This window comes from Streptomyces musisoli (assembly GCF_016741855.1).
Taxonomy (GTDB): domain Bacteria; phylum Actinomycetota; class Actinomycetes; order Streptomycetales; family Streptomycetaceae; genus Streptomyces; species Streptomyces musisoli.
Window position 1 is genome coordinate 52,459 of record NZ_JAERRH010000015.1, and the last position, 17,097, is coordinate 69,555.

A 17,097-nucleotide genomic window follows, 5' to 3' on the forward strand; every position below is an offset into this window, starting at 1 on the left:
GCCGGACATTGCATCCACGGCAATTGCCGGCAGGCAACCGGTTATCGGATCGCCGAGTCATGAAGACCGTATGAGTCCGCCGGTCGGCCGTCAGTCGGCCGCGTCCCTCGGACTATTTTGTTCAGGATGATGCTGCCCTTCCCGCTCGAAGCAGCGTGTGGCCAGGGGCCGGCCCTCGGGGAACGCCATGCTTGCCCCCACCCGCGCTTCCGGCGGTCGTGCGCGGCCGCTACCACGGCTGGGCCGGAGACCCGTCGGTCTCCAGCCCCCAACGCGTCAGTTGCCGCGCGCCGTCCGTGTCCCCCGCCTGCTCCCGCAACTGGGCCAGCCACGCCAGGGCGCGGGTGTCTCCGATGTCGGCGGCCCGCAGGTACAGCCGTCGCGCTCCGCGATCGTCCCCGGCCTGGATGCGCAGCCGTGCGAGCCCCAGCAGGGCCCGGTTCTGCCCGGCGTCGGCGGCCCGCAGGGCGAACCGTTCCGCTCCGTCCGCGTCCCCGGCCCGCACGCGCCACTCCACCAAGTGGGCCACGGCCCGGTTGTCACCGGCCTCGGCGGAGCGCAGGGCGATTCGTTCGGCGCCCTCCCCGTCCCCGGCCCGCTCCCGCAGCTCGGCCAGCTCCGACGTCAGGTCCCGGGAGGCTCCGGCCTCGACGGTTCGTACGGTGAGCTGTTCCGCGCCTTCCTTGTCCCCGGCCCGTTCCTGCCGGTGTGCCAGCCAGGCCAGGGCCTGGGTGTTACCGGCGTCGGCGGCCTGTTCGTACAACGGCTCCCCGCCCCGGACGTCCCCGGCCTTCTCGCGTGCCTGCGCCACCTCCGTCAGGGCCCAGGCGTGTCCGGCCTCGGCGGCCCGCAGGGCGAACCCCTGCGCCCCGTCGAGGTCCCCGGCCCGGATCCGCAGCTGTGCCAGGCGCGCCAGGGCCCTGGTGTCTCCGGCCTCGGCGGCCCCCTGGTACATCCGCTGCGCGCCGCGGGCGTCCCCGGCCCGGAGGCGCGCCTCCGCCAACTCCACGAAATCCCTGCGCGGCCCGGCGTATTCGTGGTCGAAGCCCAGCAGGGCGAGCCGTTCCGCCCGCTTGGTGTCCCCGGCCCGTTCGCACACCTCCGCCAGCCACTGCGCGGCCCGCTTGTCCCCGGCTCCGACGGCGCGCACGGCGAGCCGTTCCGCGCCCTCCACGTCCCCGGCCTTCTCGCGCAGCATCGCCCTGCGTACCAGCGCGTAGGTGTCTCCGGCATCGGCGGCACGCGCGTACAGCGGTTCCGCGCCCCGGATGTCGCCGGCATCCTCGCGTGCTTGCGCCACTTCCGTGAGGGCGCGGACGTTGCCGGTGTCGATGGCCCAGCGGCAGAGCCGTTCCACATCCTCCGTGTCTCCGGCCCGCGCGTATCGATCCACCAGCGGCACCAGGGCCTTGGGGTCTCCGTTGTCGACGGCCCGCAGGTACAGGCGTTCGGCGCCCTGCGTGTCGCCGGCTTCCTCGCGCCGCGCCGCCAGATAGGCCAGTATCGGCATGTGGCTGAGGGGTTTGGCCGCCCGTAGGGCGAATGCCGCCGCTCCCTCGATGTCGCCCGCCCGCTCGCACTGCTCCGCCAGCCACGACAGCGCCTGTTCGTTGCCGGCCTCGGCGGCCAGCACGTAGAGCCGCCGCGCGCCGCGGTCGTCCCCGGCCTGCTCGCGCAACTCTGCCACGCTCACCAGGGGCCGGGTGTGCGTCGTGGTGTTCCCGGCCTCGGTGGCCCGCAGGGCGAAGGGCTCCGCCCCCTCGGCGTCCCCGGCCTCGATGCGGGACTCCGCCAGCCAGACCAGGGCGCCGATGTCCCCCGCGTCGGCGGCCAGCAGGTACAGCCGCAGCTCCCCTTCCGCGTCCCCGGACCGCTTGCGCTGCCGCGCCAGTTGGGTGAGGGCCTGGGTGTTCCCGGTGCCGGCCACGCGCAGCGCGAACCGTTCCGCGCCGTCGGTGTCCCCGGCCTTCTCGCACAGCCACGCCAGACGGTTCAGGGCCCGGGTGTCCCCGGCGTCGGCTGCCCGCAGCGCGAACGGCTGCGCGCCCCGGACGTCCCCGGCCTGGATACGCAGCCAGGCCAGTTGATTCAGCGCCCGGGTGTCCCCGGCGTCGGCGGCTCGCAGGTAGAGACCGGCCGCCACACGGTAACGGCCGCGGAAACGGGCTGCGTCCGCGAGAGCGTCGAGGTCCGTCGCGTCGGCCGCGTACTCGCGGGCGGCAGACCAGAAGGACTCGGGCGGGACGGTGTGGCGGCGGGCCGAGCGGGCGTGGTGGTCGAGGTAGTCGCTGAGGCGGTAGACGCCCGGGAGGGCACCCATGCCGTCGGGGTTGGCCACGGGTTCCAGCGCCGAGGCCACGCCCCTGACCTTCTCGCGGGCGTAGGCGAGGGCATGGGTGAACCAGGTGTCGGGCGCGGTGGCGCGCTGCTCCTCGGTCAGGTAGGCGGGGGCGGCGGCTTCGAGGAGCGCAGCCGGCAGGGGTGAGCTGTGGCCCAGGCGGCGGGCGTCCATGGCCGCGGTGATGACGGCGTGCCCGTACGGGCCGTGGGGTTCGCCGGGCTGCTGGTAGTGGTCGACGAGTTGCGGGCCGGCCGCGAGGGTCTGGGTGATCCTGCCACCCGTGCTGGACGCCATGGCCGCGGCCAGTGACGGATCGCGTTGTACCCGCGGGTCGTCGAGGGAGTCGGCGGGGAAGGCGGCCGGGACGTCGACCACTACGGCCTGGTCGAGCAGGGCCCGGGCGTTGGGGTGTGCCTCGGTGTCCTGTCCGGGTCGGGGTGTGGCGGTGAGGGCGCGATGGTACTCGGGCCACAGCGTGCCCAGGAGTACGACCGGGCCGGCTTCCTCCAGGCGGCCGCGCATCGCGGCGGCTGCCTCCTCTCCGGCCAGCGGGTCGGCGAGGTAGTTCTGCGCCTCGTTGAGCCACAGGACGGTGCGCGGTGCGAGGGAGCCGGTTTCGAGCAGGGCGACGAGCCCCGCGCCGGTCTTGGGAAAGACGAGCTGCCAGCCGGACAGACAGCCCTGGACGGCTTCGAACGCGGCACGGGTCTTGCCCGTGCAGGACGCCCCGCGCACGAGCACGAGCAGTGCCTGCTCGGTGTTCGCCGCCGCGAGCAGGTGGTGGCGCAACCGCCGGTCGTGGTCGCGTTCGAGATACTCCGGGAGTACGAACTCCCCCTCGCCGTAGGGCGAGTTGGTGCCACGGATCGCGGGATGGACACCGAGTTGCTCGGCTCTCCAGTCCGGGACCGGCCGAGGGCGGTCGGGGGGAGGGTTGCCGTGGGCACGGGCGAGGTGCACATGGACGCGACCGGCCATGCCGATGGCGATGCCGCCGCCTTCGGCCTGGGCGGTCACGCCTCCCGTGCGCGTCGTGCCGGCAGGTGCCCCTGCCCTGGTGGGCTGCTCGTCGCCCGGTCCGCTCAGCCCTGGTGCGGATCCGGCGGCGAAGGGTGGGTGATGTGCGCACCTCCGTGCACGATCCCGGCCGCGATCGAACCCCCTTCGGCGCGCACGGTCACGGGGCCGTGGACGGCCAGACCTCCCGGCCCGGCCGACACGTCGGCGGTCGGGGCGTGGTGGCTGAGCAGCTCCCGCAACTCCTGTGCCGCGGCAATCAGTTCGGCGTCGGCCAGGTCTTCCAGGCGGGCCTCGATCCGGGCCTGCCAGGCCGCCTCCTGCCGGATGCGCACGCGCTCCGTGTCGCTCGGCCCCGCCGTCTCCAGTTCGCCCGCGGTCCGGTCGAGCCGCTCCAGTTCGGCGTGCTCCCGTTGCGGGTTCCCCCGGCCGAACCAGCGAGCCGCTCCTTCGCGGAACCCGGCCCAGGCCTCCGTGCCCGCGGCCTGCACCACCGCGGTGCCTCCCGCCGCGGCCAGCGCGGTCAGTGCCTCAGGCAGCATCCTCGCCCACCCTCCTGAGCTGTCCGATCAGCCCCGGGACATTCCCGTGTCACCGAGGCCCTGCACGCTTCACTTCATCAGACACGAGCCTCTGCTGCCTTCGGTTCGGAGAATCCAGGTCGCATACGGTGGACGGAGTCCGTGGGGAGTCACGCTCGGGGGGCCTGGAGCCCTGCGGCTCGGGGGGCCCAGCTACATCGCGGGGTCTGGGGCTCGTGAGGCCAGGTAAACGGGGGCCAGGGGTCGGGAGGTCCAGGTACACGGGGGGCGGGGGGCCAAGGTGTCGGGAAGGCCAAGCACACGGGGGCCAGGGGGTCGGCAAGTCCAGGTACACGGGGGGCCAGGTGCACGGAAGTCCTGGGGCCCGGGACTGCCCCTCTCATGGCCGAAGCGGCGGGGGCACCGCGACTGCGTACGCGGCGGTGCCGGCCCCTGTCGCCGCCGGTACGGGACCGTGGTCAGACCGCTACGAGGCCCGCAACGGGACCATCCGGGCCGCCCTCACCCTCCGCCCGGCCTCCGAAGCGCGAGGGCGGACGCCCATCGCCGGAGCCGGCGTCCTGCGACCGATGTGGAACATCGGAAACCGAACCCCGACCGGCGAACCGGCTCTCGACGTCGCCGGGCTCTGGGTCGAACTCGCGCCCTCCCTGGAGTCCGGGGGCCGAGCCTCGGTTTCGACTTGCTCCGCTCGATCCCTCGCAGTGGCGGCACCTTCGGCCCGGCCAAGTGATCAGGCATCCTCTCGCACTGAGCTGTCGCGGACGCACACCGCGAGGGCCGCGACGTCGTCGTTCAGTCCACCGCCACTGTGGTGGAGGAGATCCCGGTGGAGCGTGTCGAGCAGTGCCCTCGGCCCAGCCGACGCCTGGCGACGCATCCAGTCCTGGAGGGCGAAGAACTCACCGTCGCTGTTGCGGCTCTCGATGACGCCGTCGGTGTAGAAGAGCAGCCGGTCACCGGGGGCGCAGACGACGGTGTCGGTCGTGTAGTCGGTGCCGATGAGAGCGGCGAGGTTGAGCATCGGCGATGCGGTGGTGGGGTCGAGGACGTGGAGCTTGCCGTGATGCAGCAGCAGTGGGGGTGGGTGTCCGCAGTTGAGGAGCCTGATGTGGTCGCCCTGGTGCGGGAACTCGGCGAGTACCACGGTGGTGAACTGCTCCAGCAGGTCACCGGTGGGCAGCGTGCAGCTGTGCCGGACGCTGCTGGCATCTAGGCGGCGGACGATGCCCTCCAGGGTCGGCTCGTCGTACGCGGCCTCCCGGAAACAGTTGACCACCGCTGCGGCCGCCCCGACTGCCGGCAGGCCCTTGCCCCGCACATCGCCGATGATCAGTCGTACACCGTACGGCGTGGCGACGGCTTCGTAGAAGTCTCCGCCGATGCGGGCCTGCGCGGCGGCTGCAAGGTACATCGATTCGACCTCGATGCGACCGACCTTGCGGGGCAGTGGACGCAAGAGCACTTTCTGCGCCGCGTCCGCGACGAGGCGTAGCTGCAGGAAGGCCTGTTCCCGCTGGATGCGGACACGGCACGCGTACGCGGCGGCCACGGTGACGGCCGCGATGGCGCCCACGGTGAACCAGGTGCCCAGATCGGGGTAGACAAGGCTGAGCCCGATCATGATCGCTACGCATACCACCCCTAGCAGAATGGTGGGCAACATGGGCCAGACCGATGCCGCGAGGGCAGGTACGGCGGTCAGGAGGCGGCTGAAAGCGATCTTTCTGGGAGTGGAGAACGCCAGGCTCGTGATGACCACAGTCAAGATCACTGGTGAGAGCAGGGCGAGACTCCACCGCCTACGGAACGGACCACGAGGCCACATCCACCCAGTCCAGGGCACGAAAGACAGCATAATGGCATATTCCAGGCATAGTGACTGGGGGCGCGAGTGCAGCCGCCACTTGGCCCACGCCAGGCCCCCGGAGGCGGCATCACGGAGCGGCCCGAAACGGCTGACCAGGGGTCTGTTCCTTGGTCCCGCGCGGTGGGCCGAGCCGGTGCCGCAGGCCGGTACGCCTACTCGCCCGGCGCACTGGTCCGGGATGCCGGTGCGGCCAGCGCGGCCAGGTGCCGCAGCGAGTTGGCGAGGTGCTCGGGGCCGAACGGCGGGAACTGGATGTACTCCCGGATGAACGGCGGCACCGCCGACCAGTCGTAGGTGAGCGTGACCTCGGTCTCGGACGGACCGAGCGGCACCAGGTCGTACCGCCAGATCCAGCCGCCGAACTCCAGACGCCCGTCGCCCTTCTCCTGCCCGGTCAGCCAGCCGATGGCGCGCGGCGGGTCGAGTACCTGGACCTTGTTGGCCACCTGGTACTCACCGTTCGGATGGTTGGCGTGATACATGTCCATCCGGAAGATCTGCCCCACCTCGGTCAGCGGCGCCCGGTCGACGGGTTCCTGAACCCAGCCGGTGCCATCGATCGCGGAATGGGCCGCCGGGTCCGCCAGCACCGCGAACACCCTCTCGGCGGGCACCTCGACGGTCAGGGTTGCGCTCACGTTCTCCAGGTCCATGGTGTGCACGCTCCTCGTGTCATCTCTTCTCGGACATCCGCAGGCGCGGAAGGGGGACGTTCCCACCATGCAGACCCCGGGCCGAGGCGGAACTCATCGGTCGCGTGAGCGTGAGCGGAACCCGCACCCCGTGCCACCGTCACCCCGGCCGGATTTTCCATGAACGCTCAACCGGTTGCCCGCGCGCCGCCCGCGTCGGCTCAAGTTCAGCTCAAAGCGGCGGCATCACCCCTGGCGGCTGGCGCAGACTGCCGGGCAGGACCACGTCAACCAGGGGAACAGGCATGAAGAATGTGCTCGCACGAGCCACGCTTCACATTCGGGACATCGTCTCCGGCCGTCAGCGCCTCAAGAAGTACAGTCACCCGGAGGCACACCGCCACCACCACAACCGCGACACCGGCCTCGCCCGTCACTACATCCCAACGGCGCCGCAGGTGCCCATGAACGGACCCGGCGGCATGTAGGAGCCGGCGGCATGTAGGACCCGGCCACGCGCGCCGACGTGTCACCTCAAGGCGGGCGGCACCTCACGGCACGGAGCGTTCAGTACCAGGCCGCTTCGACCACGGCAGAGCCCGCCGACGCGACCCGCCCGTGCTCCGGCCCGCCGCCGCCCTGGCCCCCACCGCATCCCCGGCACCGCCCCGACCAGTCGGGGCATCGCATCCTCAACACCGATCCGACCGGCCGGGTCCTGGAGACAGGGCCCGGCCGAGCCGTGCGCACGCAACTACTTTTGCCTCACGAAAGTACATGCAAGAATGAGGGGGAACTCGGCGACCGAAAGACGGGGGCGTTCATGTCGAGCAGCGAGTACTACGCATCAGTCAGGGCCCAGGGCGATCTGCGGGCCGCGGAGCGGGCCAGGCTGACGGCCAACACGCCGCCTCCCCTGCCCGCGTGGTGGGCACCCATGGCGGGCATCACGCATGGACTCGGGATGGCCCTGGTCGCCGGGCCACTCCTGTACGAGGCGGACGGCGGCGCCCGCAGGCTCGCGCTGCTGCTCGTCACGCTCGCCGCGCTGGCCGCCTTCCCGGTCATGTGCGCGGTCCGGGTGATCCGGATGCGGGTCCGCTCCTGGCCACCGCGTGGCACCCGCAAGCAGCGCATGCTCCTCGAAGGCCTCCCGGTGGTCGCCTACGGAGTCGCCGCACTCGCGTTCCTCGCGTTCGGACAGAGCGTGGGCGCCGTCGCCCTGGGAGTTCTCGGCGGAGGCTCCCTGTGGTGGCGGGAAAGCCGTAAGAACGCCCTGTGCGCCGAAGCCCAGGCGGCGCTGAGGGCAACCGGGAGGGCGGAATGACCCCAGCCGAGCCACCGGCGCTGGACCAGGTCATCCACCATCCGACGCGGCTGACCACGATGGCCTTCCTCGCCGGCTGCGCCGAGGCCGAATTCTCCGCGGTCCGCGAGTACTGCCAGGTCTCCGACGCGAGCGTCAGCCGCATCGCGACCGCCTTGGAGGAGGCCGGTTATCTCAAGATCCGCAAGGGAGCAGTCGGCCGCCGCCCGCGCACCTGGCTGTCGCTCACCCCGGCCGGCCGCAAGGCGCTCAAGAACCACCTCGCCGCACTTCAGGCCATCGCCGACGCGGCACAGGCAGCGGGCGCGGAGGCGGACCGGTCCGACGACTGAGCCACGATCGGCGGAGCCGGGCGGGCACGCGATCGGCGCTCAGCCACCATCGGGGAAGCCAGGCGGGCCCGCGATCGGCGCTCAGCCGTGGTCGGCGGAGCCAGGCACGGCCGCGGTCGGCGGAGCCCGGCAAAGGCCGCGGTCGGCGAAACCAGGGGGAGCCTCGATCGGCGCAGCGGGGGGCTCGGCCGGGCCGTCACATACCTGCCGGATGTCGCGAGGTTCTCCGCGGTGTCCACCGACCCGGACGCGTCGCGGTGGGCCGACCACGCTCGACTGCTCGGCCGGGGCGAACTCGCCGGCATGTTCAGCTGCCCGGCGACCCCGCCTGCGGACTGGGAGCCGGTCTTCGTCCTCGAAGGCCGCCAGATGATCTGGTCCGGCAGCGGCGGGCCCGAGCACGCTCAGGCCGAGCCCGGCGCCGGCGTGGTCGAACTGGGCGCGGGGAGTGTGCCGGCCTGATGCCGCCGGAGGCCGCCGGCCCGGAGGACCCGCGGAGCGGACCGTGGGCCTCGGCCGTCAACCTTGCGCCTGGGCATCCTGCGCGCGGTCACACATGATCCGCATGAGTTGCTCCGCCTGGCTCTCGGAGCCGGCCTCGTCGCGGACCGGCCCGTAGTGCATCTCGATGACGACGGTTCCGACGCGTGCCCTCGACATGAGGTGCCGGCCGACCTGGCTGGGGTCCGCGAAGTACTCGTCCGCGACCTGGTACGAGGTCGTCGTGCTCTCGTCGCCGAACTTGCGTGCCGGGAAGGGGTGTTCCTTCATGCCTCCGGGGTTCTGCCGCGCCTTGACGATCTCGGCGTAGCCCTCGGCCGCGAGCGTGGTGTCCGGGCAGGCGTACGCCACGAACCGCACTTTGAGATCGTTGTTGCCTGAGCCGCCCGCCGCCTTGTGTTCGGCCCTGCCCTCGTGGCACTTCCCTTCGCCACCCGCGCCCGGCGGTATGGAGGACGCCCACATTCCGGGCAGGTCCGTCAGTCCCGGCATCATCCGCTCGGTCTGGGCCACGCTCAGCGCCCGTGCCGTCACGGTTTGGCCGTCGCCGCCGGACGGTGGGTCGTCGACGACGAGCCGCACGCCCCCGTAGACGATGAGAGCGACGACGATCAGCAGAGCGGCCGTCAGGCTCAGCAGCCCACCCGTGGTGTTCGGCTTGTTGACGGTGACCGGTCCTAGGGAGATCTGACTGCCGCGTATCTTCCCGCCGTTGATGACGACGCTGCCGGTCGTACGGCTCACCGACGTGTTCAGGTGCGCCGCCAGTGTGCTCCGGAGTTCCGGGTCCGCCTGCGTCTCCTCACGGAGAACCGCCTCGGCCTCCCGGCGCGCCTCGGCGTCGCCCGGCGCAGCCTCCAACCCGGCCAGAGCGGCCTGGCCCCGTGACGTGGCTCCCAGACGCTCACGGACGGCCCGTACGACCGCGGCCCCGGCTTCCTGGCCGACGTTGGTCGCCGTTCCCGTCAATGCCGCGGCCAGCACTCCCACAGCCACAGCAGCAAGATCGGTTTCCACGAACCCCCCTGTATCACGTGGCAATCCGGAGACATGTTGTTCCCCCACTCGACGAGGAGCACACCGTTCCGCAAGACGGTCCGGAAACGATCGCCGTGAGCGAGAGCTTCGCTGTCCCGGCCGCCGAGCGTTCGGGGCGGAGCGGGTGTCCGGGCCGTTCGTCGTCCGCCCCATCGGTGAGGCCGCGAAGGGGCGGCCTAGGATCTCGGCATGGCAAAGCGTGCGGTACATCGGAGGGCCCGGAAGATCCTGGGCGAGGAGCCCGTGGCACTGGTGTGGTGCGAGATCCACAGGCCCATCCCCGCACCGCCGAAAGAGGTGCACCGCGCGGCGGGCAAGGGACGGTTGAAGCCGGGGCACCATTGGCTGCTGTACGTCGGGGCGGTCGTCTTCTTCTTCGTCGTCGTGCCGATGATGCTGATCGACAAGCTGGGCGCCCGTCTCGGGCCCCGGCCACGGCGGACCCACGGATCGCAGGGGCAGCCGCAGGCTCCACGCACCACCCGCCGCTCCGCGTCCGATCGCGAGCGTGCCCGTGACGGCCGGCAGGATCCGGCCAACGGCGTATTCGACGGCGACTGGCACAAGACCGCGGGACAACTGCTGCTGCGATGGTACGGGCACTCCCCCAACCCCAAACGTCTGGTCGTCCTGGCCCGTGACCGCGTCTGCATCGCCACCTCCCCTCGCCGTCGGCTGTCGCCCACCAAGGCCGACGACTTCCGGACCTTCGCGGAGTTCCCGCTCGACCAGGTCCGCGTCGAAGGGGAAGCGGGCCAGCCGCGCGGTTTCGCCACGTTCAGGCTCTGCTTCGCCGACGGCTCCTGGCTGGAGGTAGGACGGCTCGCCGAACCGGATGACGCCGACCACTTCCTCCGCACGGTCGGCGACTGATCAACACGCTGCCTCGAGCGGGCCCTTTCCCCTGACGTGCCGTGGTGAGGCCGGATACGCGCGGGGGGCCGGGCTGACGCTCCCGATCGGTCTTTTCGACGCCGATCTGAGCGACAGTCCGGCCCTACGAGCCCTGGAGAGGCTTCCCGCCGGTCCACGCACGGGCCCTGCGGTACCTAACCGGCCGCGGGCCCGGCAGCCGCGAAGTCGTACACGTCGAAGTCCGTGAGCGGACGGTATCCGAGGCGCCGGTAAAGGGCGTTGCTGGTGGGGTTGGCCGCGTTCGTGTACAGCACGACCTCCTTGGCGCCCGCGGCGAGCGCGGCGCGGCTGACCTCGACCGTCACGGCGCCCGCGTAGCCTCGGCCACGCAGGTGGGCCGGCGTGTAGACGGGGTCGACGCGCACCTGGCCGGCGACCATCGGGTTCACGCCCGCCATGGAGACGGGCGTGCCGTCCGGGGTTTCCCAGAAGGTATAGCGCTTCTCGGCGAAGCGCGTGCCGGCCCAGGAGGCGGCGTCGATGGTGACGGTCTCCCCCACGTCCGCGGCGAACTCACGGCACCAGCGCATGAGGTGCTCATGGTCCTGCCGGCGGGCGAGGCGGCCGCGGCCCTCCGGGAACGGCTCCGGTGGGGTGAGCGCGGCGAGACGGTACAGGTGGAGCCGAACGCGGAGCGCCGAGGTCGCGCCCGTGTACCGCTGCCAGGCCTCGGTGAAGGCGATGGCGGTGCCGCGGTCGGCGGTGACGGAGGGCAGGGAGTGACCGAGGGCGACCAGGCGGGCTGCCAGGGTGTCGGCCTGCTCGGGAGTGAGGGAGGTGACGCTCAGGCCGCGGGACGGGAAGCGGTGGAAGGTGGCGTGGACCTCGCCGTCCCGCTCCAATCGGCCGAAGACCGGGCCTTGGGTGCCGTATGCGGCCGGCCCTAGTGTGCGGAGCTTCTCGGTCAGGGACAGCGGCGTGGTGTGCAGGGCGGGGCGCGAGCGCAGGAAGTCCCCGGCTCGGGCGAGGAATTCGTCGACGTCTTCCGTGAGGTGCCAGTCATCCGGGCGCATGCTGCATGCTCCCCGATGGACTCGGCTGCGGGAAGACGCATGACCGGAACTGAATGACCGTCAAGCCCGGCCGTGTCGCCGGCCGCTCGCCATGCTGCCGCGGCGGGAAGCCGCTGCCCGCTCCACCGACCGCGGCTCAGTACATACGGCGGCGAGCCCGGAGCCGAGCGCAGCCGCACAGGCGCCGTGGCCGTGGGGCGTGGCGGCGCCCCCGGTGTCGGTGGGCAGGCGGTCGCCTCACTGTCCCGGCAGCAACCAGCCCACGTCCGCCCGCTCCCAGCCGGCCGAGACCAGCGTGTCCGCGGCGCCGGCATCACCCAGCGCCAACGCGGCCGCGGCCGAGACCTCCGCGACGGGGTCATCGGCGGCGAGCGCCCGCAGCAGCACGCCGGCCCTCTCGTCCCGTTCGCCCCGCGCCGCCACGAGCAGAGCGCCTGCCGTGCGTGTGGCGGGATCCTCCTCCTCCATCATGTCGGGGAGTACGTGCCTGATTCCGTCGAGGACTTCACGGGTGACCTCGTGCCAGCGTCCCTCGCCCGCGTCCACCGCCCTGATGATGCGCAGAGCCAGGCCGAGCGCCCGTCGCCGGACATGACAGTGCGGTGCCCCCACTCCCACTGCCGCGCCGATCTGCGTCAGATAAACGAAGGCCAGTGCGGCGGCCGAGCACAGCTCGCTTTCGGGGGCCAGGAGCGTGTCCAGTTCGGCGACGGCGCGCCGGGCGTCGTCGGCGTCCCACGACAGCAGTTCCGCGAGGCGCCGCGGCACGACCTCGGGGTCGGCGTCCGTCGCACAGGCCGCGTCCTCGAAGGAGACCACGCTCAGCATGAGTTCACGGGCCGGCCACAGCGCGTCGGCGTCGAGCCGGACCACGGCGCTTCCGCTCGGGCCGCCTACCGTCAGGCGCAGGTCCGCGTCCAGCCGCACCCCGGTGATGCCGGGTCCGAGGTCGAGGTCGGCGCGTTCACCCGACGCGATGTCCCACAGCGCCACCACCTCGTCGCGCCAGCACGCGGCGAGGACGGTTCCGTCGGCGGTGGCGGTCAGCGCGAGGCCGCTGAGTTTCGGACGCTGACGCGCCACTTCGAGCGGTCCGTCGTCGGAGTCCGGCAGCCACACGTACAGCGTCCCGTTGCGGTGTCCGCTCGCGATCAGCGGTCCCTGGCCAGGAACGTCGAGGCAGGCCAGGGCCGTTGCGGGTCCGGCCTGCGGGTGGGCGGTGACCTGGGCGGCGTCGCCGTCGAGCCGGCGCACCCGCAGGGTGCCGTCCTCGTCGCAGGTGACGGCGAGCGTTCCGGAGACGGTCCAGGAGTCGGTGCCGTCATTCGCCGAGGACCGCTCGGTGCCTGATGCCATGGGTTCCGGAGATGTCGTGAGCACTGTCCAGCGGCCGAACTCGTCGGTGTCACCGGCGGCCAGCGCGATGGGCTTCGGGGCTTCCTGTACGGAACGGGGGGTATGGATCCGGTCGGACCAGTCGAGTCCCATGCGGGCGCCCAGCGTCAGCAGCGCCTCGGTGGTGCGGCCGTACACGATCAACTCGAAGTCGCCGTAGCCGGTGTCGTGGAACACGAGTGCGTCGGGCGCGCCGTAAACGGTGATGTGCTGCCCGAGTTCACGCCATGGCTGGAGGCCCAGCGTGGGCAGTTCTTCCTTCACCCACGCCACGATCCGTTCGGTCTCGTCGCCGCCGTACACCGTCCAGCCGTAGTACGACGGCAGCCGCTGCACGGCGAGTTGCAGGAAGAACTCCGAGAGGGACCCCGCCTGGAGCGCCCACTCCTCCTCGGCGACGGAGACCAGCACCCGCGGGTCCGGCAGTCCTGCCTCGGCCGCCGGATACCCCCACTCGTTGCAGTACTCGTACTCGGCCTTGAACACGCACATCCGGCGGTCGGCGCCGGCGGGCACCAGGGTCGTGTCGTCGGGCAGGCCGCCCGCGACGCCGTAGCCGCCCGGGTCGGGCCGCAGCGTCGGCGGGTACTCGGGGTTCGTCCAGTACAGACGGGGGCTGTGCGTGAAGGAGTTGTACGGCAGCTCCCACCACTCGTCCAGCGCGGACGGGATCGGCAGGCTCAGGTCCACGCTCTCGAACGGGTCGTCGTCGCCCTCGTCGCCCTGCGCCTCGCCCTTGAGCCGGCGCAGGTACTGCCGGTGTTCGCTCTCCGACCAGCGTTGCCACGGGACGGCGTCATCGGGGACCTCGTAGCCCCACTCCTCCTGGAAGCGGCGCAGGAGTTCCCACCGCGGTGCCGTGTCGGCGAGGTGCGCGGCGAACTCGTCCGGAGACATCCGCTCACGGTCATCCCATCGCGGCATCACGCTCCTGAGCCGTTCCGCGAAGCTTCCGTAGTCGATCATCCCGCTCATCGGGGCAGCCTATGGCATGACAGCGGATCGCCTGGCACTGCGTGAGGTGCTCACCGGCCGAGGCGATGTCCTCCGCAAGCGGGAGGACCTTCCCCCGGTCAGAGCTCTGGTTACTTCCGGGGTAATCGACGAGGTGTCCCCGGATGGACGAGAGTTGGCACAGACGCGGTGAAACGCCATCAACGGGGAAGGACTCACTCACCATGCCGTACTTCGAGGGCTCCGACGGGACACGCCTCTTCTACACGGACTGGGGTCAGGGAAAGCCGGTGGTCTTCGTGTCCGGGGCCTGGCTCAGCAGCAGTGCGTGGGAGTTCCAGATGCTCCCGCTGTCCGAAGAGGGCCTGCGTTGCGTCGCGTTCGACAAGCGGGGCCACGGCCGCTCGGACTGGGTCGGCCACGGCTTCGACTACGACACGCTCGCCGATGACCTCGCGGCGCTGCTCGACCACCTCGACCTGCGGGAGGTGACCCTGGTCGCGCACTCCATGGGCGGCGGCGAGGTGATCCGCTACCTGACCAGGCACGGTTACGACCGGGTGAGCCGGGTGGTGCTGCTCTCGGTGACAGCGCCGTTGATGATCTGGACGCCGGACAACCCCGAGGGAGTCCCGCAGGACGCCTTCGACGCCCTGATGGCGGTGCGGACCAAGGACCGCCCGAGGTGGATGGCGCAGAACGCACAGGCGTTCTTCGCGACGCACCTCGGCAACAGCCTCTCCACGGAGCTTGTTGAGTGGACGGTTCAGCGCTGCCTCGACTGCTCGGCCAAGGCCGCCGTCGAGGTGATCAGGACCGGCTGCTGCACGGACCTGCGGGAGGAAGCGGGCGCGCTCCGGGTACCGACCCTGATCATTCACGGCGACGCCGACGCCTCGGCCCCCATCGATCTGTGCGGGCGGCGGATGGCGAAGCTGGTGCCGGACAGTATCTACAAGGAGTACCCGCTCGCCGGACACGGGCTCTTCATCACCCATGCCGAACAACTCAACCAGGACCTGGCCGACTTCATCGAGGGCACCTCGGTCTGAGGACATCCGATTCGTCGCGGGCGCCCGGTCCTGAGGACAGCACCCGCCCGGCCCGCACGTTCCACTGGTGGCCGGTGGCTCCCGCTGCCGGCCCACACGTTCCCCCTGCGACAACCCACCGAGTTGCCGTCGGCGGCGACGGTGCCGTATTGGACCTCGCGAATAACGGCCGGAAATGGCCGACCGGCCATCGGTACGCATGCCACGCAAAAGGCAGTGGGGGCAGATGATTTGACGCCGAGGAAGGTGTCGATATCCAACCGAGATCTTCTGTGCGCCGACGGCACCTCCAGGACTCATGAACGTATCACGACTGTCGCGTACCCGTCAGGTGAAGATCTAGTAAAACGCCCACGACCAGGGGTGTTTACAGTTTCGGGCCGTGTTCGGTTTGTCTCCATTGCGTGCGGAAGACTCCCCTCCGGTTCGTTGGGCGCATAAGCGAAGTTGACCCAATTCCGCCTGCCCACCGCGCGTACGTGGGCCCTTCGTTCACCTTGACGATCTTGATTTGGCTCGTATTTAGTCAGCGCTTACATGACTCAAGGGCCGCCTTCCTTCGGTGCGCCCGCTGACAACTAGGGGTGGGTGTGCGTACGCGTACACGTCTGACAGGAGCGTTGGCCACAGCGGCCGGCGTGATCCTGGCCGCAACGGGGATCGTGACGCTGGGGTCGCCACCGGCGGCCGCGACCACGTGCACCGGTGGAACGTCCAGTGACTTCAACGGCGACGGAGTGACCGACACGGTCATCGCCGACCCGGACGCCACGGTCAACGGGGTCAAGAACGCCGGACTCGTACGAGTCGTACTCGGCGGCGGCAAGGGTGTCTCGGAGATCTCACAGGCGACCCCCGGCATGAACGCCACGCCGGAGACCAGCGATCACTTCGGCTTCTCCCGCACGTCCTACGACGCCGACGGCGACGGGTGCACGGACCTTGTGGTCGGCACCCCCTTCGAGGACGTCGCCCAGTCCGGCAAGCAACTGGTCGACGCCGGAGCGGTCTACGTCATCCACGGCTCGCCGACGGGCATCGGCGCCGGATCGACGATCGAGGGGTACACCCAGACCCAGCTCGACCCGACCACCTCCACCGAGGCCTACGACTGGTTCGGCTACACGGTGCGGGCGGGCACGACCTCGACCAACAAGCCGTACCTGGTGGTCGGCGTGCCCGGTGAGGACGTCACCGTGGACGGCAAGACCCACGTGGACGCCGGCTGCATCGAGTACGTCCAGGGCACGACCGTGGTGCCGGTGAACGAGGACGACCCGGGCGTGCCCGGCACCGTCGAGGGCAACGACCGGTTCGGCTACTCGGTGGGCGGCACGAACCGGTACTTCGCGGTCGGCTCCCCCGGCGAGGCCATCGGCGACCAGGAATTCGCGGGCGGTGTCGCGATCTTCAGCCACACCCTGTCCGGCGGGCTGCCCACCCCTCTCGTGGGCATCGACCAGGACACCGCCGGGATCGGGGGCGTCCCCGAGACCGGTGACGGCTTCGGCACCTCGATCTCCATGACGAACTACCGGCCGAGCGACCAGACGTACAACTCCGACGCCATCCTCGCCATCGGCATCCCGGGCGAGGACGTCGGCACCGCGGCGGACGCCGGCAGCGTCGAGGTGGTGCGCGTGCAGCCGTCCGGCACGGTCACCCAGGTGACGTCGTTCGACGCCGGCAGCACGGACGTCGAGGGGAACCCGGTCCCCGGTGACTTCATGGGCCAGCGGGTGACGATCGCCAACACCGACACCAGCGTCGTCACCTCGGCCGCCAACATCCGCCTCGCCGTGGGCGTCCCCGGCAAGGACACCGCCACCGTCAAGGACGCGGGCGCGATCCAGGTCTTCCGTCCGCTGGACACCGCCATCGGCGCGAACGACCGGCTCCTCACCCGGGGTTCGGGGCTGCCGGGCACCGCCACGGCACGCGACTACGTCGGCATGGCCCTGGCCTCCGGCACCACGAACCTCTACGTCGGCGTGCCCTTCAGCAAGGCCGCCGACTCCTCGAAGGGCACGCTCTACGTCCTGCCGTGGACGGACGCCGACGGAACGACCAGCACCGGCACCAAGACGTATCTGCCCGGCCAGGACGGGCTGCCCGATGCGGGCGAGGCGTTCGGAACGGTCGGATGAGCGACGGCCACCAGACTTCGG

Annotated in this window: 14 protein-coding genes and 1 pseudogene; 8 read left to right on the forward strand and 7 right to left on the reverse strand. The window is 71.1% G+C overall.

Translation table 11 applies throughout. The features are described from left to right. Positions 1–229: 229 nt before the first annotated feature. Positions 230–3,358, reverse strand: coding sequence for a tetratricopeptide repeat protein (locus tag JK361_RS30095; protein ID WP_201824111.1), 3,129 nt, complete (start codon positions 3,356–3,358; stop codon positions 230–232). A gap of 65 nt (positions 3,359–3,423) precedes the next feature. Beyond that, positions 3,424–3,900, reverse strand: coding sequence for a hypothetical protein (locus JK361_RS30100; protein WP_201824113.1), 477 nt, complete (start codon positions 3,898–3,900; stop codon positions 3,424–3,426). Between the two features lie 470 nt (positions 3,901–4,370). On the opposite strand from JK361_RS30100, the pseudogene JK361_RS41535 reads away from it, so the two are divergent. Beyond that, positions 4,371–4,635 (forward strand): annotated as a pseudogene (locus JK361_RS41535) (hypothetical protein); the annotation flags it as partial. Here JK361_RS41535 and JK361_RS30105 read toward each other — a convergent pair. Together JK361_RS30105 and JK361_RS30110 are read right to left on the reverse strand one after the other, a co-directional pair. After that, positions 4,634–5,728, reverse strand: a complete 1,095-nt coding sequence (locus JK361_RS30105; protein WP_236053823.1) for a PP2C family protein-serine/threonine phosphatase — start codon at positions 5,726–5,728, stop codon at positions 4,634–4,636. The pseudogene JK361_RS41535 and the gene JK361_RS30105 sit on opposite strands and share 2 nt — an antisense overlap. Before the next feature lie 194 nt (positions 5,729–5,922). Further along, on the reverse strand, positions 5,923–6,423 hold the full coding sequence (locus JK361_RS30110) for an SRPBCC family protein (RefSeq protein ID WP_201824123.1): 501 nt from the start codon (positions 6,421–6,423) through the stop codon (positions 5,923–5,925). Between the two features lie 284 nt (positions 6,424–6,707). Between JK361_RS30110 and JK361_RS30115 the strand changes: the two genes are divergently transcribed. The 4 genes from JK361_RS30115 (at position 6,708) to JK361_RS42695 (ending at position 8,523) form a co-directional block, all read left to right on the forward strand. Then, the gene (locus tag JK361_RS30115) at positions 6,708–6,890 is read left to right on the forward strand and encodes a hypothetical protein (protein ID WP_201824125.1); all 183 of its coding nucleotides are present in this window, start codon (positions 6,708–6,710) and stop codon (positions 6,888–6,890) included. 335 nt (positions 6,891–7,225) lie between these two features. Continuing rightward, complete coding sequence (locus JK361_RS30120; RefSeq protein ID WP_201824127.1) at positions 7,226–7,729, forward strand: hypothetical protein; 504 nt, start codon at positions 7,226–7,228, stop codon at positions 7,727–7,729. Beyond that, positions 7,726–8,061 carry a transcriptional regulator gene (locus JK361_RS30125; protein ID WP_201824128.1) on the forward strand — a complete coding sequence of 112 codons (336 nt, stop codon included), beginning with the start codon at positions 7,726–7,728 and terminating at the stop codon, positions 8,059–8,061. Before JK361_RS30120 ends, JK361_RS30125 begins: the two co-directional genes overlap by 4 nt. Positions 8,062–8,292: 231 nt before the next feature. Then, a complete protein-coding gene (locus tag JK361_RS42695) occupies positions 8,293–8,523 on the forward strand; it encodes a hypothetical protein (RefSeq protein ID WP_372448756.1) in 231 nt (76 codons plus the stop codon). 57 nt (positions 8,524–8,580) lie between these two features. Here the strand turns inward: JK361_RS42695 and JK361_RS30135 are convergent, their stop codons facing one another. Next, complete coding sequence (locus tag JK361_RS30135) at positions 8,581–9,558, reverse strand: hypothetical protein (RefSeq protein ID WP_201824129.1); 978 nt, start codon at positions 9,556–9,558, stop codon at positions 8,581–8,583. Between the two features lie 231 nt (positions 9,559–9,789). On the opposite strand from JK361_RS30135, the gene JK361_RS30140 reads away from it, so the two are divergent. Next, positions 9,790–10,473 carry a hypothetical protein gene (locus JK361_RS30140; protein ID WP_201824130.1) on the forward strand — a complete coding sequence of 228 codons (684 nt, stop codon included), beginning with the start codon at positions 9,790–9,792 and terminating at the stop codon, positions 10,471–10,473. 176 nt (positions 10,474–10,649) lie between these two features. Here JK361_RS30140 and JK361_RS30145 read toward each other — a convergent pair whose 3' ends face one another. Both JK361_RS30145 and JK361_RS30150 read right to left on the reverse strand, forming a co-directional pair. Then, entirely contained in the window at positions 10,650–11,528 is an 879-nt protein-coding gene (locus tag JK361_RS30145; RefSeq protein ID WP_201824136.1) for a GNAT family N-acetyltransferase, read from the reverse strand. A 237-nt stretch (positions 11,529–11,765) separates the two neighbouring features. Continuing rightward, on the reverse strand, positions 11,766–13,898 hold the full coding sequence (locus JK361_RS30150) for a WD40 repeat domain-containing protein (protein WP_201824139.1): 2,133 nt from the start codon (positions 13,896–13,898) through the stop codon (positions 11,766–11,768). 203 nt (positions 13,899–14,101) lie between these two features. Between JK361_RS30150 and JK361_RS30155 the strand changes: the two genes are divergently transcribed. Further along, positions 14,102–14,929, forward strand: a complete 828-nt coding sequence (locus JK361_RS30155) for an alpha/beta fold hydrolase (RefSeq protein WP_201824141.1) — start codon at positions 14,102–14,104, stop codon at positions 14,927–14,929. Between the two features lie 620 nt (positions 14,930–15,549). Beyond that, positions 15,550–17,076, forward strand: a complete 1,527-nt coding sequence (locus JK361_RS30160) for an integrin alpha (RefSeq protein WP_236053802.1) — start codon at positions 15,550–15,552, stop codon at positions 17,074–17,076. Positions 17,077–17,097 lie beyond the last annotated feature (21 nt).